Origin of the sequence: Actinocorallia herbida (assembly GCF_003751225.1) — a bacterium.
GTDB classification, from domain to species: Bacteria; Actinomycetota; Actinomycetes; order Streptosporangiales; family Streptosporangiaceae; genus Actinocorallia; species Actinocorallia herbida.
On the sequence record NZ_RJKE01000001.1, the window covers coordinates 8202889 to 8218177 of the forward strand.

Here is a 15289-nt window from a genome sequence, read left to right on the forward strand (position 1 = left end):
ATCAGCAGTGGATATGCCGATGGGCCTACGGCCCCGAGCAGTGGAAACCCGAGCGGGGCATCTGGTGCGGCTTCCAGCCTAACACCACCACGGCGCACTTGTATTCCCTGAGGTCAGCGTGTTCGCGAGTCGCGCGGCTGCACGCGGGCACCGAACGGGCTGACGTTCAGCCGGTGCATATCCCAGCCATTACCCGCCTCGGTTTCGGGCCAACCGGGAGTAGGCCACCCGAACGCCAGAACTGTAGGACCGGCCCCGGAGATCACGGCCGGTACTCCCGCCCGACGGAGCCGTTCCACCAGCGCCGCGGAGCCCGGCATGGCGGGCGCACGATACGACTGGTGCAACCTGTCCTCGGTCGCGTCCAACAGCACGTCGTAGCCCAGTTTGCTGGTCAGTGCCGCGATGAGCAAGGCCGCGCGGGCAGAATTCGCCGCGGCGTCGGCATGGGACACCGTCTCGGGCAGCAGTCCCCGGGCACGCTCCGTGGCGAGGCGCTGGTCGGGGACGAAGACCGTGACGGGCACGTCCACGTCGAGCCGGACGAGCCTGGTGCCCGTGTCCTCGCCGGTCCAGGCGATGGTGAGACCACCGGCCAGGCACGGCGCGACGTTGTCGGGGTGGCCCTCGATCTCGGTGGCCAGCGCCAGTGCGTCGTCGTCGGAGAAGCCCTCGCTCGCGGGGTGCAGCGCCCGCGCGGCGGTGATCCCGGCGACGATCGCCGCCGAGGACGAGCCCATGCCGCGGCTGTGCGGGATGCGGTTGACGCAGGTCAGCCGCAGGCCCCGCGGGTCCGGGGCGCCGCCGATCCGGGACCAGGCGAGCCGGAACACCTTGACGATCAGATGCTCTTCGCCGAGGTCGGCGAGATCCGCGCCCTCGCCCTCGATCACGATCTCGACGCCGGTGCCCGCGAGTTCGACGGTCACCTCGTCGAAGTAGGTCAGGGCGAGGCCCAGGGAGTCGAAGCCCGGCCCCAGGTTCGCACTGGTGGCCGGTACTTCGACGGTCACACTGTGGTTCATGCGAGCCCGAGCGCGGTGGCGGCCTCGTGCGCGTCCACCCGGACGGTGGTCGGCTTCGGGGCGCCGGAGATGGCCCAGTCGGGGTCCTTGAGGCCGTTGCCCGTGACGGTGCACACGATCTTCAGGCCGGACTCGATCGCGCCCTGCTCGCGCGCCTGGAGCAGGCCCGCGACCGACGCCGCCGAGGCGGGCTCGACGAAGACGCCCTCCTCGCGGGCGAGCAGCCGGTAGGCGGCGAGGATCTGCCGGTCGGTGACCGAGCCGATCGCGCCGCCGGACTCGTCGCGGGCGGCCGAGGCCAGGTCCCAGGACGCGGGGTTGCCGATCCGGATCGCGGTCGCGATGGTCTGCGGGTTGCTGACCGGCGCGCCCGTGACGAACGGGGCGGCCCCGCTCGCCTGGAAGCCCATCATCCTGGGGCGCCCGGTGGACACCCCGTCGGCCGCGTACTCCTTGTAACCCATCCAGTAGGCCGAGATGTTGCCCGCGTTGCCGACGGGCAGGCAGTGCACGTCCGGGGCGTCGCCGAGCGCGTCGACGATCTCGAACGCGGCGGTCTTCTGGCCCTGGAGCCGGTAGGGGTTCACCGAGTTCACCAGCGCGACCGGGTAGTCCACCGCGAGCTTGCGCGCCAGCTCCAGGCAGTCGTCGAAGTTGCCGTCGACCTGCAGGAGCTTGGAGCCGTGCACGAGCGCCTGGGCCAGCTTGCCCATCGCGATCTTGCCCTGCGGCACCAGCACCGCGCAGGTCATCCCCGCGCGCACCGCGTAGGCCGCGGCCGAAGCCGAGGTGTTGCCGGTGGACGCGCAGATGACGGCCTTGGCGCCTTCCTCGGCGGCCTTGGAGATGGCCATGGTCATGCCGCGGTCCTTGAAGGACCCGGTCGGGTTCAACCCCTCGACCTTGAGGTAGACCTCGCAGCCGGTCAGCTCGGAGACCCGGCGCGCGGGCACCAGGGGGGTGTTGCCCTCGAGCAGCGTGACCACGGGAGTCTTCTCGGTGACCGGCAGCCGGTCACGGTATTCCTCTATCAGCCCGCGCCAAGCGCTCACGGCTTTCCTCCTGATGAGTGCCGCCGATACGGCGGCGTCCGACTTGCCCCCAAGGGCACACCCGAACCGGGGAGTGACCTGCCTTTATGGAAGGCGAGTCTAAGGCCTGTTTCAAAGTAGGTGTCGAACCAGTCCGCCGCCTGGCGGTGTCCGTCCGGTGCGGTCCCATGGGGTCCCGCTCCGGGGTCGGCGCCACCGGCGTCGCGGTACCAGGTGTCCAGGCGGCGGTCCTCGATCGTCGACCGGGCCCGGGCCCGGACGAGGTGGCCGGCGATCGTGCGGGCACGGGCACGCCGGGCCTCCGTACGCCCGGCCTGTGATCAGATGTCGCCCTCGACCCGCATGACCGAGGCGACCTCGCGTACGGACGCGTGGCTGCGGAGGGACTCCACGGTGGAGCTCAGGGCCGCGTCGGTGGCGCGGTGGGTGACGATGACGAGGCGGGCGTCCTCGCCACTGCCCTCCTGGCGGACGGCCTGGATGGAGACGCCGTGGCGGGCGAACTCCTCGGCGACCTGGGCGAGGACGCCCGCCTGGTCGGCGACGTCGAGCTGGACGTAGTACCGGGTGACGGTGTCGCCCATCGGCAGGATCGGCAGCGCCGCGTAGGTGGTCTCCACCGGGCCGGACGCGCCGTTCACCCGGTTGCGGGCGACCGCGACGATGTCGCCGAGCACCGCCGACGCCGTCGGGGCGCCGCCCGCGCCGGCGCCGTAGAACATGAGGCTGCCCGCCGACTCGGCCTCGACGAACACCGCGTTGTAGGCGCCGCGCACCGAGCCGAGCGGGTGGGTCCTGGGGATCATCGCCGGGTGGACCCGCACGGCCACGCCCCGGTCGCCGTCCCGCTCGCAGATCGCGAGGATCTTGACGACGCAGTCCATCGCCTTGGCGCCCGCGACGTCCTGGGCGGTGACGTCGGTGATGCCCTCGCGGTGCACGTCGGCCGCGGTCACTGGGGTGTGGAAGGCGAGCTGGGCGAGGATCGCCGCCTTGGCGGCGGCGTCGAACGCCTCGACGTCGGCGGTCGGGTCGGCCTCCGCGTAGCCGAGCGCCTGCGCCTCGGACAGCGCGTCGGCGAACCCGGCGCCGTGCGTGTCCATCTGGTCGAGGATGTAGTTGGTGGTGCCGTTGACGATGCCGAGCACCCGGTGGATGCGGTCGCCGACGAGGGACTCGCGCAGCGGGCGCAGCAGCGGGATCGCCCCGGCCACCGAAGCCTCGTAGTACAGGTCCACGCCGAACTCGCGGGCCGCGCCGAACAGGGTCTGGCCGTCCTCGGCCAGCAGCGCCTTGTTCGCCGACACCACCGACTTGCCGGATTTGAGGGCGCCGAGGATGAGGGATCTGGCGGGCTCGATCCCGCCGATCACCTCCACCACGATGTCCACGTCGGCGCGGGTGGCCAGGCCCATGGCGTCCGTCGTCACGAGGTCCGCGGGCACGCCTTCGCGCACCCGGTCGGGCCTGCGGACCGCGATGCCCGCCAGCTCGACCGGCGCGCCCACGCGCGCCGCCAGGTCGTCGGACTGCTCAAGCAGCAGCCGGACCACCTCGGTGCCGACGACGCCGCACCCCAGCAAAGCCACCCGCACCGGTTTCACGGCTGTCCAACCTCCATGTCGAGCCTCAAAAGATCGGCGACCGTCTCCCGCCGGACGATGACCCGCGCCGCGCCGTCCCGCACCGCCACCACGGCGGGCTTGGTCACGTGGTTGTAGTTGCTGGCCATCGACCGACAGTAAGCGCCCGTGGCGGCGACCGCCACCAGGTCCCCGGGCGAAATATCTTCGGGCAACCATAGGTCACGCACGACAATGTCCCCGCTCTCGCAGTGCTTGCCGACAAGTCTGCACAGCGTGGGGTCCGCGACGGACTCGCGGCTGACGAGCCCGGCGGTGTACTCCGCGCCGTAGAGGGCGGTCCGGAGGTTGTCGCTCATACCGCCGTCGACGCTCACGTACGTGCGGATGCCTTCGACGTCCTTGATCGTGCCGACCTCGTACAGGGTGATCCCGCCGGGGCCCGCGATCGCGCGGCCGGGCTCGACCGTCAGCTTCGGGACGGGCAGGTCGTAGGCCTTGCACTCGCGGGCGACGATGTCGCGCATGTTGTCGGCGATGAGCTTGGCGTCGATGGGCTCGTCGCCCTCGACGTAGGCGATGCCGAAGCCGCCGCCGAGGTCGAGCTCGGGCAGGACGACGCCGTGCTCGTCGCGGATCGCCACGAGCAGTTCCGCGACGCGGTGGGCGGCGACCTCGAACCCGTCGGTCTCGAAGATCTGCGAGCCGATGTGGGAGTGCAGGCCGGCCAGCTCCAGCTGGGGCAGCGCCAGGATGCGGCGGACCGCCTCCAGGGCCGCGCCGGAGCCGCGCGAGAACCCGAACTTCTGGTCGTCGTGGGCGGTGGCGATGAACTCGTGCGTGTGCGCCTCGACGCCGGTGGTGACCCGGATCATGACCTTGGGCCGCAGGCCGAGGCGCTCGGCGTGGAAGCCCAGCCGGGCGATCTCCTCGAAGGAGTCGACGACGATCCGGCCGACGCCCGCCTCCAGGCCCATGACGAGCTCGTCGGCGGACTTGTTGTTGCCGTGCATGGTGATCCGCTCGGGCGGGAACCCGGCGGCCAGCGCCAGGGCGAGCTCGCCGCCCGTGCACACGTCCAGGCCCAGGCCCTCCTCGGCCAGCCAGCGCACGACGGCGCCGCACAGGAAGGCCTTGCCCGCGTAGTGCACGCTGCCGTCGGAGAAGGCCGCGGCGTACTCGCGCGCGCGCTGGCGGAAGTCTTCTTCGTCGACGACGTACAGCGGGGTCCCGAACTCGGCGGCCAGGTCGCGCACGTCGACGCCGCCGACGCTCAGGGCGCCCGCCTCGCGGTGGGCGGTCCGCGGCCACACCAGGGGGGCCAAGTCGTTCAGGTCGGCCGGGGCCGGCGACGGGTGCTCTTCGGGCAGGACGTTCTCGTGCCTGCCGCCCGCCGGGTGAACTCTGCTCACAATCTCTCTCTTGGGGTCTCTCCGAGCCTGCGCAGCCCGTTGCTCAAGGTGACGCGCACGGCCCCGGCGAGTATCACCCGGGCGCCGTGCGATGGGGTCGGCTCCTCGCGGAAGGTCTCGTGGACGTCGTGGTAGGCGTCGGCGATACGTTCCAGCTGGAGCACCGGTTTTCGGTGCCCGTCGAACCCCGCCAGCAGGCCGAGCAGCTTCCGCTCGCCCGGCGCGGTGAGCGCCGCCGGGTCGCCCTGCGGGACGCCCAGGTCGCGGGCGCGGCGCACGACGGCGCAGGCGCGCTCGTGGGCGAACCTGACGCGGAAGCCCGGGTTGTCGAACGTTCTGGGGAGGTCCGGCCATTCCGCCGTGATCGCCGCACCCGTGCCGTAGTCCGGGTCCCGCGTGATCGCCTCGGCGATCCGCCCCGGCGCGCGCAGCCGGACGGCGAGCAGGCCCGCACCCCGTGTCTCGACATGTGAGATGTCGGGGTGCTCGGCGACGCGTCCCGCGATCGGCTCAGCGGGGAGCCGGTGGCGGGCCGCGACGGGAGAGACGTAGGTGTCTTCCCAGGTGATCGCCGCGGTGGGCACGGTGACTCCGGTCACGGCGCGCACCGCCGTGACGATCACCGCGTCGAGGTCACCGGGAGTCACGGTCCCGAGGGTAGCCGACCAGCATGTGGACGACCCAACCGTTATCCGGAGCGGTCCCCGCCTAGGACGGCGGCCGCGGCCCGGGCGGCCGCGGGGCCTGCTCCGCCGGCCGGTCGGCCGACAGGCGGCGGACCGTGCGGATCAGCTCGGCCGGGTCGAACGGCTTGGTGACGTAGGCGTCGACGCCGATCTCCATGCCCCGGTCCAGGTCGCGCTCCTGCGCCCGCGCGGTGATCATCACCACCCGGATGTGCGCGGTGTCGGGGTCCTCGCGCAGCCGGACCGCGGTGATCCACCCGTCGAGGCGCGGCATCATCACGTCCAGCGTGATCACGTCAGGGGAGACCTCACGGACCTTGTCCAGGCAGTCCCGCCCGTCGACGGCAGTCGCCACGTCGAACCCCTCAAGCTGGAGGTTCACCGCGATGAGCTGCCGAATCACCTCGTCGTCATCGACGACCAGCACCCGCCCGAGCTTCTCGACCACAGGGCTGAGGCTAGCCTTACCCGGGTCCGCGGCGCACTCGAAACGAACCCGTGCGCGCCCCCGCCTGAACCCTGGTACTGTTGATTCCCGTCGCGCAAGTGACAAAGCTCCCGTAGCTCAGGGGATAGAGCGTTGCCCTCCGGAGGCAAAAGCGCAGGTTCGAATCCTGCCGGGAGCGCAGTACCGCGAGAAGGCGTGGATCTTCGGATCCGCGCCTTTTCCGTCGTCTTCTCCGAACACACGGGAATACCCGCGCCCCTCCTGCGCGTTGCATGCCTACGGCCCCTCCGCACGCAGCGCATTCAGGAGGAGAATGAACACCGTCGTCAGACGCCGCGAACAACCCGCCAATCCCGCACTCAAAACGCGCTCTTTGCGCCTTCTGGCCGTGGCCGCGCGCCTCGACCGGAGGACCGAAAACGATCACGATGGGTCACCGGACACCGTCAGATCGAACTAATCCGCTGCTCAAGTGGGCATCCGCCGGTCCTCTTCGCCATGATGGTCACTACGTCCGTGCCGACGGTGCGGACGGTTCGATCAACAACGAGGAGAAACGATGGCTCTGCCGACGCTGACCCCCGAGCAGCGGGCCGAAGCTCTCGCCAAGGCCCAGGAAGCCCGCAAGGCCCGCAGCGAGCTGCTGGCGGCGCTGAAGGCTGGGACGCTCAAGCTGGCCGACGTGCTGGCCCGCGAGGACACCGTGGCCAAGAAGACCAAGGTCACCCAGGTCTTGAAGGCGCTGCCGGGTTACGGCCCCGCCAAGGTCTCCGCCCTGATCGAGAAGCTCGGGATCGACGAGAACCGCCGCGTCGGCGGCCTCGGCGAGCAGCAGCGCGCCAAGCTCCTGGCCGAGATCGGCGGCTGAGGCGCCCACGTGAGCCGATAGGCCACTTGCAACGGAACCCCGCCATGCGCGCGCATGGCGGGGTTCCGCCGTTTTCTGACCGATATTCGGACGGTTACCCCGCGCATTACCATGCAGGTGAGGGGGTGTGCGGGCACTTCGAGGAACCATAGCGAAAGCAGGAAAAAGCCCAGCCGATTCCCCGGGGCTATGCAACTCTCGCCCCGTGAGCAGATACACAGCGTCGCACGCCGCTGCCCCTTCGTCACGAGGGCATGTGGTCGTGGCGTCCGTCCTCCCCGTCCTCGCGTTGTCCGGCTGGGCCATCGTGGGCCTCGCCCTGCTGTCGACCGGGTCCGTGCCCCCGACCGAGCTGACCCTCGCGGCCCCACAGGCCGAGCACACCCTGCACTGGGCCGAGGTGCCCGAGCCGACGCGGGTGGCCGCGCCCCGGCTGAGCGCCCCCGAGGTGACCACCGCGGGGACCTCGACCCCGCTGTCGTCCCGGCCCGGCGCGGTCGGCGGCGTCCGGCCCGATCAGCAGGCCCCGCAAGCCTCCCAGGGGGCGCAGGACGCCGCCCCCGAGGGCCCGGGGACCGAGCCGCAGAGCGCGCCGGACAAGCCCAGGGGCGATTCTGAGGCCGCCGAGGGCCCCGCGCACCCGGCGAGCCCCGCCGCCCCCGTGTACGGCCCCTCCGGCGCGTCGGAGGGCGCGCCCGCGCATCCCGCCGCGACCCCCGCGCACCAGGGCGCGACGCCCGCGCCGCATCCCGCCGACGGGCACGGCCAACCGCACCCGGCCGCCGCGCCCTCGGGCGGCGGCGCCGAGGCCGGCGACGACAGGACCCGGGAGACGGCCGGGGCGGGCCGTGCCCGAGGTCCGCTGCGCCACCTGATCCCGCGCGCCAAGCCCTGCGGCAAGTCGCTCCGGGCGCTGTGGCGCTGCCCGAACCTGCCCGTCAGCCTGCGCCTGAGCTGAGCCCCGGCCCGTCCCCCAGGTGGCGGGCTGGTAAAGCGGGGGTGCGCATTCTCCTTATGTGGACGACGTGGGCGGTGGTGGGCGGGGTGGGTGTTTAGGATCGCAGCGTCCTTGACGGGCTCAGACGGGTCGGGGGTTGCGATGGGCAGATCGCGGGTCGGGCGGCGGGTCCGACCGCTGTGGCGCTGCACAGGGCGGGCCTATGCGGGCCGGGTCTACGATCCGGCGCGGTACCGCCTCACCCCTGCCGAGCCCTGGCTGACCCTTGAGGAGCTCGCCCAGGCCGCCGATCCGGAGAACGCGGCGGCCTGGCGGCCCGCGACAGGGCTGGTCTGGGACCGCGCGGAGTTCCTCGACCAGCCGTGGGTGTCGGACTGGATGGCCGACTGGGACGACGGCGAGTACTTCTGCGCGACGATCCTCGCCCGCTACGGCGACTTCATCCCGGCGGACCTCGCCGTGCTGGAAGCCGTCGCGATCGACTTCCAGGGCATCGAGACCGTCGGCCACGAGGCGAGCTTCGTGCACGAGAGCCACGTCAACGGCTTCGCCGGAGTGGACGACCTGCACCTCGCCCTGCACAGCCTCTACCGCGACCAGTGGATCGTCCCGCTGACCGACGGCACCGTCGTCTCGCCCCGCCTCGCCCTCACCTCCGTCTAGGCGGGTCCGGGCACCCGAAAAGGATCTGACATCCCCGGCGGCACCCGCCAGGATGAGCGTCATGTCCAGACGGGAACTGATCGTGCTGGGCACCGCTGGGGCGGTGCCCACCCGGCGGCGCAATCACAACGGGTACCTGCTGCGCTGGGACGGGCAGGGCGTCCTGTTCGACCCGGGTGAGGGCACCCAACGGCAGATGTCCCACGCGGGCGCCTCGGCGACGGAGTTGCGCTGGCTGTGCGTCACCCACTTCCACGGCGACCATTCCCTCGGCGTCCCCGGGATCGTGCAGCGCCTCGGCAGGGACGGGGTCCCGCACGACGTCCACGCGGTCTACCCGGCCGAAGGCGCCGAGTACTGGGAGCGGCTCAAACACGCGACCAGCTACTACGGCGCTCCTTCCCTCGTGGAGCATCCCGTCTCCGGGCCCGGTGAGGTCCTCCAAGGCGACGGCTTCACTGTGGCCGCCCTCCCGCTGGACCACAGCATCCCCACCTACGGCTATCGCCTCACCGAGCCCGACGGCCGGACGTTCCTCCCCGAGCGCCTGCGCGCCCACGGCATCTCCGGCCCGGCGATCCGTGAGCTGTCCGGGCCGCTTCTGGAGGAGTGCACGGTCCCCCGTCCCGGCCAGAAGGTGGCGTTCGTCATGGACACCCGGCTCTGCGACAACGTGCACGCCCTCGCCGACGGCGTCGACCTGCTCGTCATCGAGTCGACCTTCCTGGACACCGAGGCCGCGCAGGCCGAGGAGCGGGGCCATCTGACCGCGCGGCAGGCGGGCGAGGTGGCGCGCGCCTGCGGGGTGCGGACCCTCGTGCTGACCCATTTCTCCGAGCGGTACGACGAGGCGGCCGACCCTCTGTTCCTCGAGCAGGCCGCCTTCCCCGGCGCCGTCCTCGCGCACGATCTCGACCGCGTGCCCGTCCCGGCGCGGCGCGCCGCCCCCTGACCCTCCCTTCCGCGGGTCCCCTCCACGCCGGCCGTCTCAGGACTCCAAGAGGTCGAGGAGCTCGGCGAGCAGAGCGGGGACGATGTCGGGGTACCACCCTGCGGGCGGGACCCCGGTCGCCCCCAGCGCCTCCTCCAGTTCGGCGATCTCCGCGTCCGGGAACGGCCAGGCGGGCAGGCCGGTGCGCAGCCTGCACTCCCGGACGATCCCGGCGATCCGCTCGGCCTCGGGATGGGTGTCGGCGTGCAGGACGAGGGCGAGGCACCCGGCCCTGACCCCGGTGAGGACGTCGCGGCGCTCGACGGCCCTGCGCAGCGTCCGTGCGGTGCGGCGGGCCGCCGACGGGGCGTCGCCCGACAGCCGGGCCGCGTGCGCGAACGCCTCGTCGAAGGCGGCCAGAAGGGCGGGCGCGCCGATGGCGGGGGCGCCCGCTCCCGTCGCCAGGTCCTCGCCGCGCGCCAAGGTCTCCGCGGCCTCGGGGAGGTCGCCGCCGACCATGCGCGCCCAGCCCCGGGCGAGCAGGGCGCGCGCCCCGACGAGGCCGCCCCGGGACGTCAGGGGCGCGGTCCTGGCCAGGCACTCGACCGGGTCGCCCGCGCGCAGGTGGACGAACGCGGCCTCCTCCGGGGCGGGCAGCGGCCCGGCCGCCTCGGCCTCGGCGAGCAGGTCGAGCGCGTCCTGCTCGCGCCCGAGGTGGGCGAGCGCGACCGCCAGGGACGGCAGCACCGCGGTGATCGCGCGCGGGTCGCCGGACGCGCGGGCCTCGGCCGCGGCGCCCGCGACCAGGGCCGCGGTGCTCGGGTGGGCGGCGCTCAGGTCGAGGCCGACGAGCAGGCCCAGCACCTCGGCGCGGCGGCGCAGGCCCCGCGGCTCGACCCCGAACAGGCCGAGCGCGGTCTCGTAGTGGGCCCTGGCCTCCGCGTCGTCGCCGATCCGCGCCTTCAACGCGCCCGCGCGGGCGTGCAGGAGGCCCGCCTCGTGCCGGGGCAGCCCCGCCGGGTGGTGCAGCGCCCGGAGCGTCCAGGCGAGGGCTTCGGCGGGGCCCGTGTCATCGGCCAGGTCGGCGCCCGCGGCGTCCAGCAGGTCGGCGGCGGCGCGGACCGCGGCGGGCCCGGCGTCCGGCCGCAGCGCCCAGCCCAGCGCGGCGAGGGTGTCCGCGGCGCTGGGACGGCGGCCTTCCAGGGCGGTGAGCAGGCAGTAGGCGAGCAACCTGTCGCGCAGCAGTCCCGGATCCTCGCAGCGGGCCGCGCACGACTCGGTGAGGCCGGGCCGCAGGGTGCCCGCCTCGGTGAGCAGGCCCGCGGCGGTCAGCGACTTCAGCAGCTCGGGCACCTCCCCCGCGCTGAGCGGGGCGTGCCCGCAGACCGCGGCGACGGCGTCGGGACCGGCCGGGCCGGGGAAGACCGCCATCCGGCCCAGCAGGACCGACTCGCGGGCGGGCAGCAGGTCGGCCACCCAGTCGGCGACCCGCTCGCCCGACGGCCAGGGCAGCCCGAACGCGGCGTGCAGGTCGCGGCGGCGGCGCAGATGGTCGCGCAGCCGTCGCACGGAGATCCGGCCGAGCAGCGCGCCGGCGAGTTCCAGCGCGAGCGGCACCCCGCCGAGCAGTTCGGCGAGTTCGGCGCGCGTGTCCGGCTCGCCGGTCCCGTCCGGGGCCGGAGGCTGGGCGGCGTGCCTGGGAGCGGGCGGGCCGAGGAGCGCGGGCGGGCCCGGCGCCTGGCGCGGCAGCAGCAGGCGCACGGCGGCGGCGCCGTCCAGCGGCGGCACCTGCCAGACCCGCTCGCCCTCGGTGCCGAGCGGGTCCCGGGAGACCACCACGACGTGCGCGCCCTCGCCGTCGCCCGCACGGACCGCCCGGACGACGTCCTCGACGGCCCGGCGGGCCCCTGCCGTCAGCTGCCCCACGTGGTCGAGGACGAGGAGGGCGCGCCGGTCCCGGACCGCGCCGAGCACGGTCGAGAGCGGCCCGGACGGTCCTCTGCCCAGGCGCAGGGCGGACAGGAGCAGGTCGGCGGCGGCGCCTGAGGCCGCGTCCGGAGGCAGCGCGGCGCAGTCGGCGAACGCGCAGCCGTCCGGGTAGCGCGGGCCGAGCAGCCCGGCGAGGCCGCGGGCGAGGGCGGACTTGCCCATGCCCGCGGGCCCGGTGAGCGTCAGTGCGCCGTAGGCGGGCAGCAGCCCTGCCAGCTCCCGCAGCTCTGCGTCTCTGCCGACGAGGCCGCGGCGGGAGGCGAGCAGCGGAGAGGTGTCGAGGGTGTCGCGCAGTCTCAGGTCGAGCATTCCCGGCTCCGTATGGGTGCGTGGCTTCCGTCGGCGGTCAGCCGCCGACGAGCCGTTCGAAGTAGGACGGCAGGCCGTCGTAGGGGTTGGCACCGGCGCGGTCGGTGATGTAAAGGACGCCGGTGTTCCGGCGGCGGGCGAGGGCGGTGACGACCTCCAGGTCTTCGGGGCGGCAGCCGTAGACGAGATGGCAGAAGCGGCCCGGGTCGCTGAGCAGCGTCCAGGCGGGCGGTTCGGCCGACGGGTAGGCGGTGACGGGGCCCTCGAAGGTGACGAGGACGTCGGCGAGGGCCAGGTAGGCCGGATCCGGGTAGGTGCCGTGGTTGAACACGACGAGCCCGGCTCCGGCGTCACGGGCCTTGCCGGTGACGCGGTGCATGTAGGCCAGGCCGTCGACGCCCGCCGGGACCTGGTCGAAGAAGACGTCGGTGACGCCGTACCAGCGCCGGTAGCGCTTGAGATCCGCGAGGACGAGTCCGGCGTCGCGGCGGCCGTAGGAGACGTCCACGTACGCCGCGACGGTCCCGCGCCGCGCCGCGATCCGGTCCCGCGCGCGGGCGAAGACCGGGTCGGGCGCGGTGCCGGGACCGCTCGCGACGTTGAGCACGACGCAGCGCAGCCGCGCGTCGCACACCCGCTCCCACAGGCCGGGCCGCACGTGCGGCGCGAAGTAGGCGGGGACGATGACGCGCGGCCCGAGGGCGCAGGCCGGCGACGGCACGGCCGCCGCCGACATCGCGCACAACATGTTGCGCCTGCTCAGCAAGGGCTCTCCCAGAGGTCCCTGACGGAGGTCGCCAGGGGGGTCACGGGGGTCCAGCCGAGTGCGGCGGTGGTGGTGCCGAGGTCTGCGCGCTGCCAGGGCACCGCGGCCGACCTCGCCGAGCCGTCGCCGTCCTCGGCGAGAGTGCGGCCGGGGACGAGGGCGAGCAGGGAGCGCACCAGGTCGCGGGAGACCGTGGCGGTGCCGCTGCCGACGTTGAGGATGCCGGTGGCGGCCCTGGCCGCGGCGGCGAGCACCGCGTCGGCGACGTCCCGGACGTCGACGTAGTCGCGGACCGCGCCGAGCGGCCCGGTGCGCACCTCCGAGGCGCCGTCGGCGAGCTGCCCGGCTACCCCGCCGAGCAGCGACGCCCGGGGCGCGCCCGGCCCGATCGGGTTGAACACCCGCAGCACGACCGAGCCGGGCACGCTGAGGGCGAGTTCGGTCCCGGCGAGCTTGGTCATCCCGTAGGCGCCGACCGGCCTGGGCGCGGTCGACTCGGACACGGGCACGCCCTCGGTGACCCGCCCGTACTCGGCGGCCGAGCCGACGTGCACGAGCCTGCCGCCCTCGGTCCGGACGGCCTCGGCCAGCGCCGACACCAGGGTGACGTTCCCCGCGACGAGGTCGGCGGGCGTGCCGGAGACCGCGCCCGCGCAGTTGACGACGGCGCTCGGCCGCAGCCGCCTGACGAGTTCGCACATCGCGTCGTGGGAGGGGTCGAGCTTCACGTCGGCGGCGTCCTCGGTGCGGGAGGCGGTGACCACCTCCCAGCCCGAGGCGCGGTCCGCGACGTGCCCGCCGAGGAACCCGGTGGCGCCGAGCAGGAGCATCCGCCTCATCCGCGGCTCCCGAGCAGGGCCGGGCGCAGCGCGTCGAACTCGGCGTTGGCGCGGTCGTAGTCGTCGGGCCGCCCGATGTCGAGCCAGTAGCCCTCGAAGGCGAAGTCGAGGGGGCCCTGCCCCGCGGCGAGCTGGTCGAGGACGAGCTCGTCGAAGCCGAGCGGCAGGCCCGGGGTGTACCGGTCGAGCACCGCGCGGTTCAGCGCGTAGACGCCCATGCTCACGCGGTAGTCGAAGCTGGGCTTCTCGGCGAACTCGGTGATCCGGCCGGCGGTGGTGGTGAGCACGCCGAAGTCGATCTTGACCTCGCGGCGGTAGGTCGCGACCGACAGGTGCGCCCCCGCCGCGCGGTGGGTGGCGAGCAGCTCGCCGTAGCGCAGGTCGGTGAGGATGTCGCCGTTCATCACCAGGAAGTCGTCGGGCAGCTCGCGCATGGCGAGCAGCGGGCCGATGGTGCCGAGCGGCGAGTCCTCGGGCGCGTAGTCGACGCGCAGGCCCCAGCGCTCCCCGTCGCCCACGTAGGAGCGGATCAGGTGGCCGAGGTGCCCGATGGCGAGGGTGACCGAGGCGAAGCCCTGCGCGGCGAGCTGGTGCAGGACGATCTCCAGGATGGAGTACTGGTCGCCGATCGGGACCAGCGGCTTCGGCAGCGTCGTGGTGTACGGCCGCAGGCGGACGCCCTTGCCCCCGGCGAGGATGACAGCGTGCATGTGACGGGCCTTTCGCAGATCAGAGAAGTTCGGACGCGACGTGAGGGGCGTGGTCAGACGGCGTAGACGCCGGGGCGGTACCGGTCGAGGTTGCCGGTGAGCCACGCGGCCGTCTCGGCGAGGCCGTCCCGCAGCGTGTGCTCGGGCCGCCAGCCGGTGGCCTCGCGCAGCCGGGTCGAGTCGCAGACCAGCCGCATCACCTCCGACGCGTCGGGCCGCATCCGCTCGGCCTCGCTGACGAACCGGACCTCGGGCCTGCCCATGGCCTCGGCGATCGTCGCGGCGAGGTCGCCCATGGAGATCTCACCGCCGACGCCCGCGTTGAACACCTCGCCCTCGATCCCGGGGGCGACCATCGCGGCGTGGAAGGCCGACGCGGTGTCGCGCACGTACGTGAAGTCGCGGGTCGGGCTGAGCGCGCCGACCTTGATCTCCGTCATGCCCGCCGCGATCTGGGAGATGACGGTGGGGATGAACGCGCGCGCCGACTGGCGGGGGCCGAAGGTGTTGAACGGCCGCAGCGTCACCACGGGCAGGCCGAAGCTGGCGTGGTAGCTCTCCACCAGCTTGTCGGCGGCCGCCTTGGACGCCGCGTACGGGGACTGCGTCTGGATCGGGTGGGTCTCGGCGATGGGGACGGTCCTGGCCGTCCCGTAGGTCTCGCTGGTGGAGGTGTGCACCATGCGCGGCGTCCGGTGCTCCTTCACCGCCTCCAGCACGTTGAGCGTGCCGGTCACGTTGGTGTCGACGTAGCTGCGCGGGGCCCGGTAGGAGTACGGGATCGCGATCAGCGCGGCGAGGTGGAGCACGGCGTCGGCGCCGTCCACGAGCGCGCCGACGGACCCGGGGTCGCGCACGTCGCCGAGCTGCACCTCGACCTGCGTGAGGACGTCGGGGGCGAGGGTGTCGAGCCAGCCCCAGGAGCCCTGGGAGTTGTACTGGGCCATGGCCCGCACCCGGTGGCCACGTGCCACGAGGTGCTCCACGAGATGGGAGCCGATGAAGCCGTCGGCTCCGGTCACCGCGACGAGGTTCTGCATGTACGAGTCC

At 73.4% G+C, this 15289-nt stretch carries 15 protein-coding genes and 1 tRNA gene; 5 read left to right on the forward strand and 11 right to left on the reverse strand.

What is annotated here, in order from left to right; genetic code table 11:
• Positions 1 to 113 precede the first annotated feature (113 nt).
• The 6 genes from thrB to EDD29_RS37320 all read right to left on the reverse strand — a co-directional run bounded on the left by thrB (position 114) and on the right by EDD29_RS37320 (position 6185).
• The gene (gene thrB, locus EDD29_RS37295) at positions 114 to 1025 is read right to left on the reverse strand and encodes a homoserine kinase (RefSeq protein WP_123668902.1); all 912 of its coding nucleotides are present in this window, start codon (positions 1023 to 1025) and stop codon (positions 114 to 116) included.
• Complete coding sequence (gene thrC / locus EDD29_RS37300) at positions 1022 to 2077, reverse strand: threonine synthase (protein WP_123668903.1); 1056 nt, start codon at positions 2075 to 2077, stop codon at positions 1022 to 1024. The genes thrB and thrC overlap by 4 nt, the downstream gene beginning before the upstream one ends.
• A gap of 320 nt (positions 2078 to 2397) precedes the next feature.
• Complete coding sequence (locus EDD29_RS37305) at positions 2398 to 3666, reverse strand: homoserine dehydrogenase (protein WP_211360130.1); 1269 nt, start codon at positions 3664 to 3666, stop codon at positions 2398 to 2400.
• Between the two features lie 11 nt (positions 3667 to 3677).
• Complete coding sequence (gene lysA / locus EDD29_RS37310; protein ID WP_123668905.1) at positions 3678 to 5072, reverse strand: diaminopimelate decarboxylase; 1395 nt, start codon at positions 5070 to 5072, stop codon at positions 3678 to 3680.
• Positions 5069 to 5719 (reverse strand): anticodon-binding protein, encoded by a 651-nt coding sequence (locus EDD29_RS37315; RefSeq protein ID WP_123668906.1) that lies wholly within the window; start codon positions 5717 to 5719, stop codon positions 5069 to 5071. The genes lysA and EDD29_RS37315 overlap by 4 nt, the downstream gene beginning before the upstream one ends.
• A 61-nt stretch (positions 5720 to 5780) precedes the next feature.
• Positions 5781 to 6185 carry a response regulator transcription factor gene (locus EDD29_RS37320; protein WP_123670926.1) on the reverse strand — a complete coding sequence of 135 codons (405 nt, stop codon included), beginning with the start codon at positions 6183 to 6185 and terminating at the stop codon, positions 5781 to 5783.
• 127 nt (positions 6186 to 6312) lie between these two features.
• Here EDD29_RS37320 and EDD29_RS37325 point away from each other — a divergent pair.
• The 5 genes from EDD29_RS37325 to EDD29_RS37345 all read left to right on the forward strand — a co-directional run bounded on the left by EDD29_RS37325 (position 6313) and on the right by EDD29_RS37345 (position 9647).
• Positions 6313 to 6384, forward strand: a tRNA-Arg gene (locus tag EDD29_RS37325).
• 381 nt (positions 6385 to 6765) lie between these two features.
• Positions 6766 to 7074, forward strand: coding sequence for an integration host factor, actinobacterial type (mihF, locus tag EDD29_RS37330; protein WP_123668907.1), 309 nt, complete (start codon positions 6766 to 6768; stop codon positions 7072 to 7074).
• Between the two features lie 205 nt (positions 7075 to 7279).
• Positions 7280 to 8032, forward strand: coding sequence for a hypothetical protein (locus EDD29_RS37335; RefSeq protein WP_148086223.1), 753 nt, complete (start codon positions 7280 to 7282; stop codon positions 8030 to 8032).
• A 141-nt stretch (positions 8033 to 8173) separates the two neighbouring features.
• Positions 8174 to 8695, forward strand: a complete 522-nt coding sequence (locus tag EDD29_RS37340; RefSeq protein ID WP_123668909.1) for a hypothetical protein — start codon at positions 8174 to 8176, stop codon at positions 8693 to 8695.
• Positions 8696 to 8756: 61 nt separating this feature from the next.
• Entirely contained in the window at positions 8757 to 9647 is an 891-nt protein-coding gene (locus EDD29_RS37345; protein ID WP_123670927.1) for a ribonuclease Z, read from the forward strand.
• Between the two features lie 36 nt (positions 9648 to 9683).
• Here EDD29_RS37345 and EDD29_RS37350 read toward each other — a convergent pair whose 3' ends face one another.
• From EDD29_RS37350 to EDD29_RS37370, 5 genes are read right to left on the reverse strand one after another with little or no spacing between them, the layout of a single operon-like run.
• The gene (locus tag EDD29_RS37350) at positions 9684 to 11924 is read right to left on the reverse strand and encodes a hypothetical protein (RefSeq protein WP_123668910.1); all 2241 of its coding nucleotides are present in this window, start codon (positions 11922 to 11924) and stop codon (positions 9684 to 9686) included.
• A gap of 37 nt (positions 11925 to 11961) precedes the next feature.
• Positions 11962 to 12690, reverse strand: coding sequence for a spherulation-specific family 4 protein (locus tag EDD29_RS37355; protein WP_148086224.1), 729 nt, complete (start codon positions 12688 to 12690; stop codon positions 11962 to 11964).
• Entirely contained in the window at positions 12684 to 13529 is an 846-nt protein-coding gene (locus EDD29_RS37360) for an NAD-dependent epimerase/dehydratase family protein (protein ID WP_123668912.1), read from the reverse strand. The genes EDD29_RS37355 and EDD29_RS37360 overlap by 7 nt, the downstream gene beginning before the upstream one ends.
• Entirely contained in the window at positions 13526 to 14239 is a 714-nt protein-coding gene (locus tag EDD29_RS37365; protein WP_123668913.1) for a sugar phosphate nucleotidyltransferase, read from the reverse strand. The genes EDD29_RS37360 and EDD29_RS37365 overlap by 4 nt, the downstream gene beginning before the upstream one ends.
• Positions 14240 to 14292: 53 nt before the next feature.
• A complete protein-coding gene (locus EDD29_RS37370; protein WP_123668914.1) occupies positions 14293 to 15279 on the reverse strand; it encodes an SDR family NAD(P)-dependent oxidoreductase in 987 nt (328 codons plus the stop codon).
• Between the last annotated feature and the right edge of the window lie 10 nt (positions 15280 to 15289).

Bases quoted from the DNA above. Each gene is read 5' to 3' on its own strand.
- thrB (WP_123668902.1), bottom strand. From the start codon at position 1,025: ATGAACCACAGTGTGACCGTCGAAGTACCGGCCACCAGTGCGAACCTG.
- mihF (WP_123668907.1), top strand. From the start codon at position 6,766: ATGGCTCTGCCGACGCTGACCCCCGAGCAGCGGGCCGAAGCTCTCGCC.
- EDD29_RS37340 (WP_123668909.1), top strand. From the start codon at position 8,174: ATGGGCAGATCGCGGGTCGGGCGGCGGGTCCGACCGCTGTGGCGCTGC.
- EDD29_RS37345 (WP_123670927.1), top strand. From the start codon at position 8,757: ATGTCCAGACGGGAACTGATCGTGCTGGGCACCGCTGGGGCGGTGCCC.
- EDD29_RS37350 (WP_123668910.1), bottom strand. From the start codon at position 11,924: ATGCTCGACCTGAGACTGCGCGACACCCTCGACACCTCTCCGCTGCTC.
- EDD29_RS37360 (WP_123668912.1), bottom strand. From the start codon at position 13,529: ATGAGGCGGATGCTCCTGCTCGGCGCCACCGGGTTCCTCGGCGGGCAC.
- EDD29_RS37365 (WP_123668913.1), bottom strand. From the start codon at position 14,239: ATGCACGCTGTCATCCTCGCCGGGGGCAAGGGCGTCCGCCTGCGGCCG.
- EDD29_RS37370 (WP_123668914.1), bottom strand. From the start codon at position 15,279: ATGCAGAACCTCGTCGCGGTGACCGGAGCCGACGGCTTCATCGGCTCC.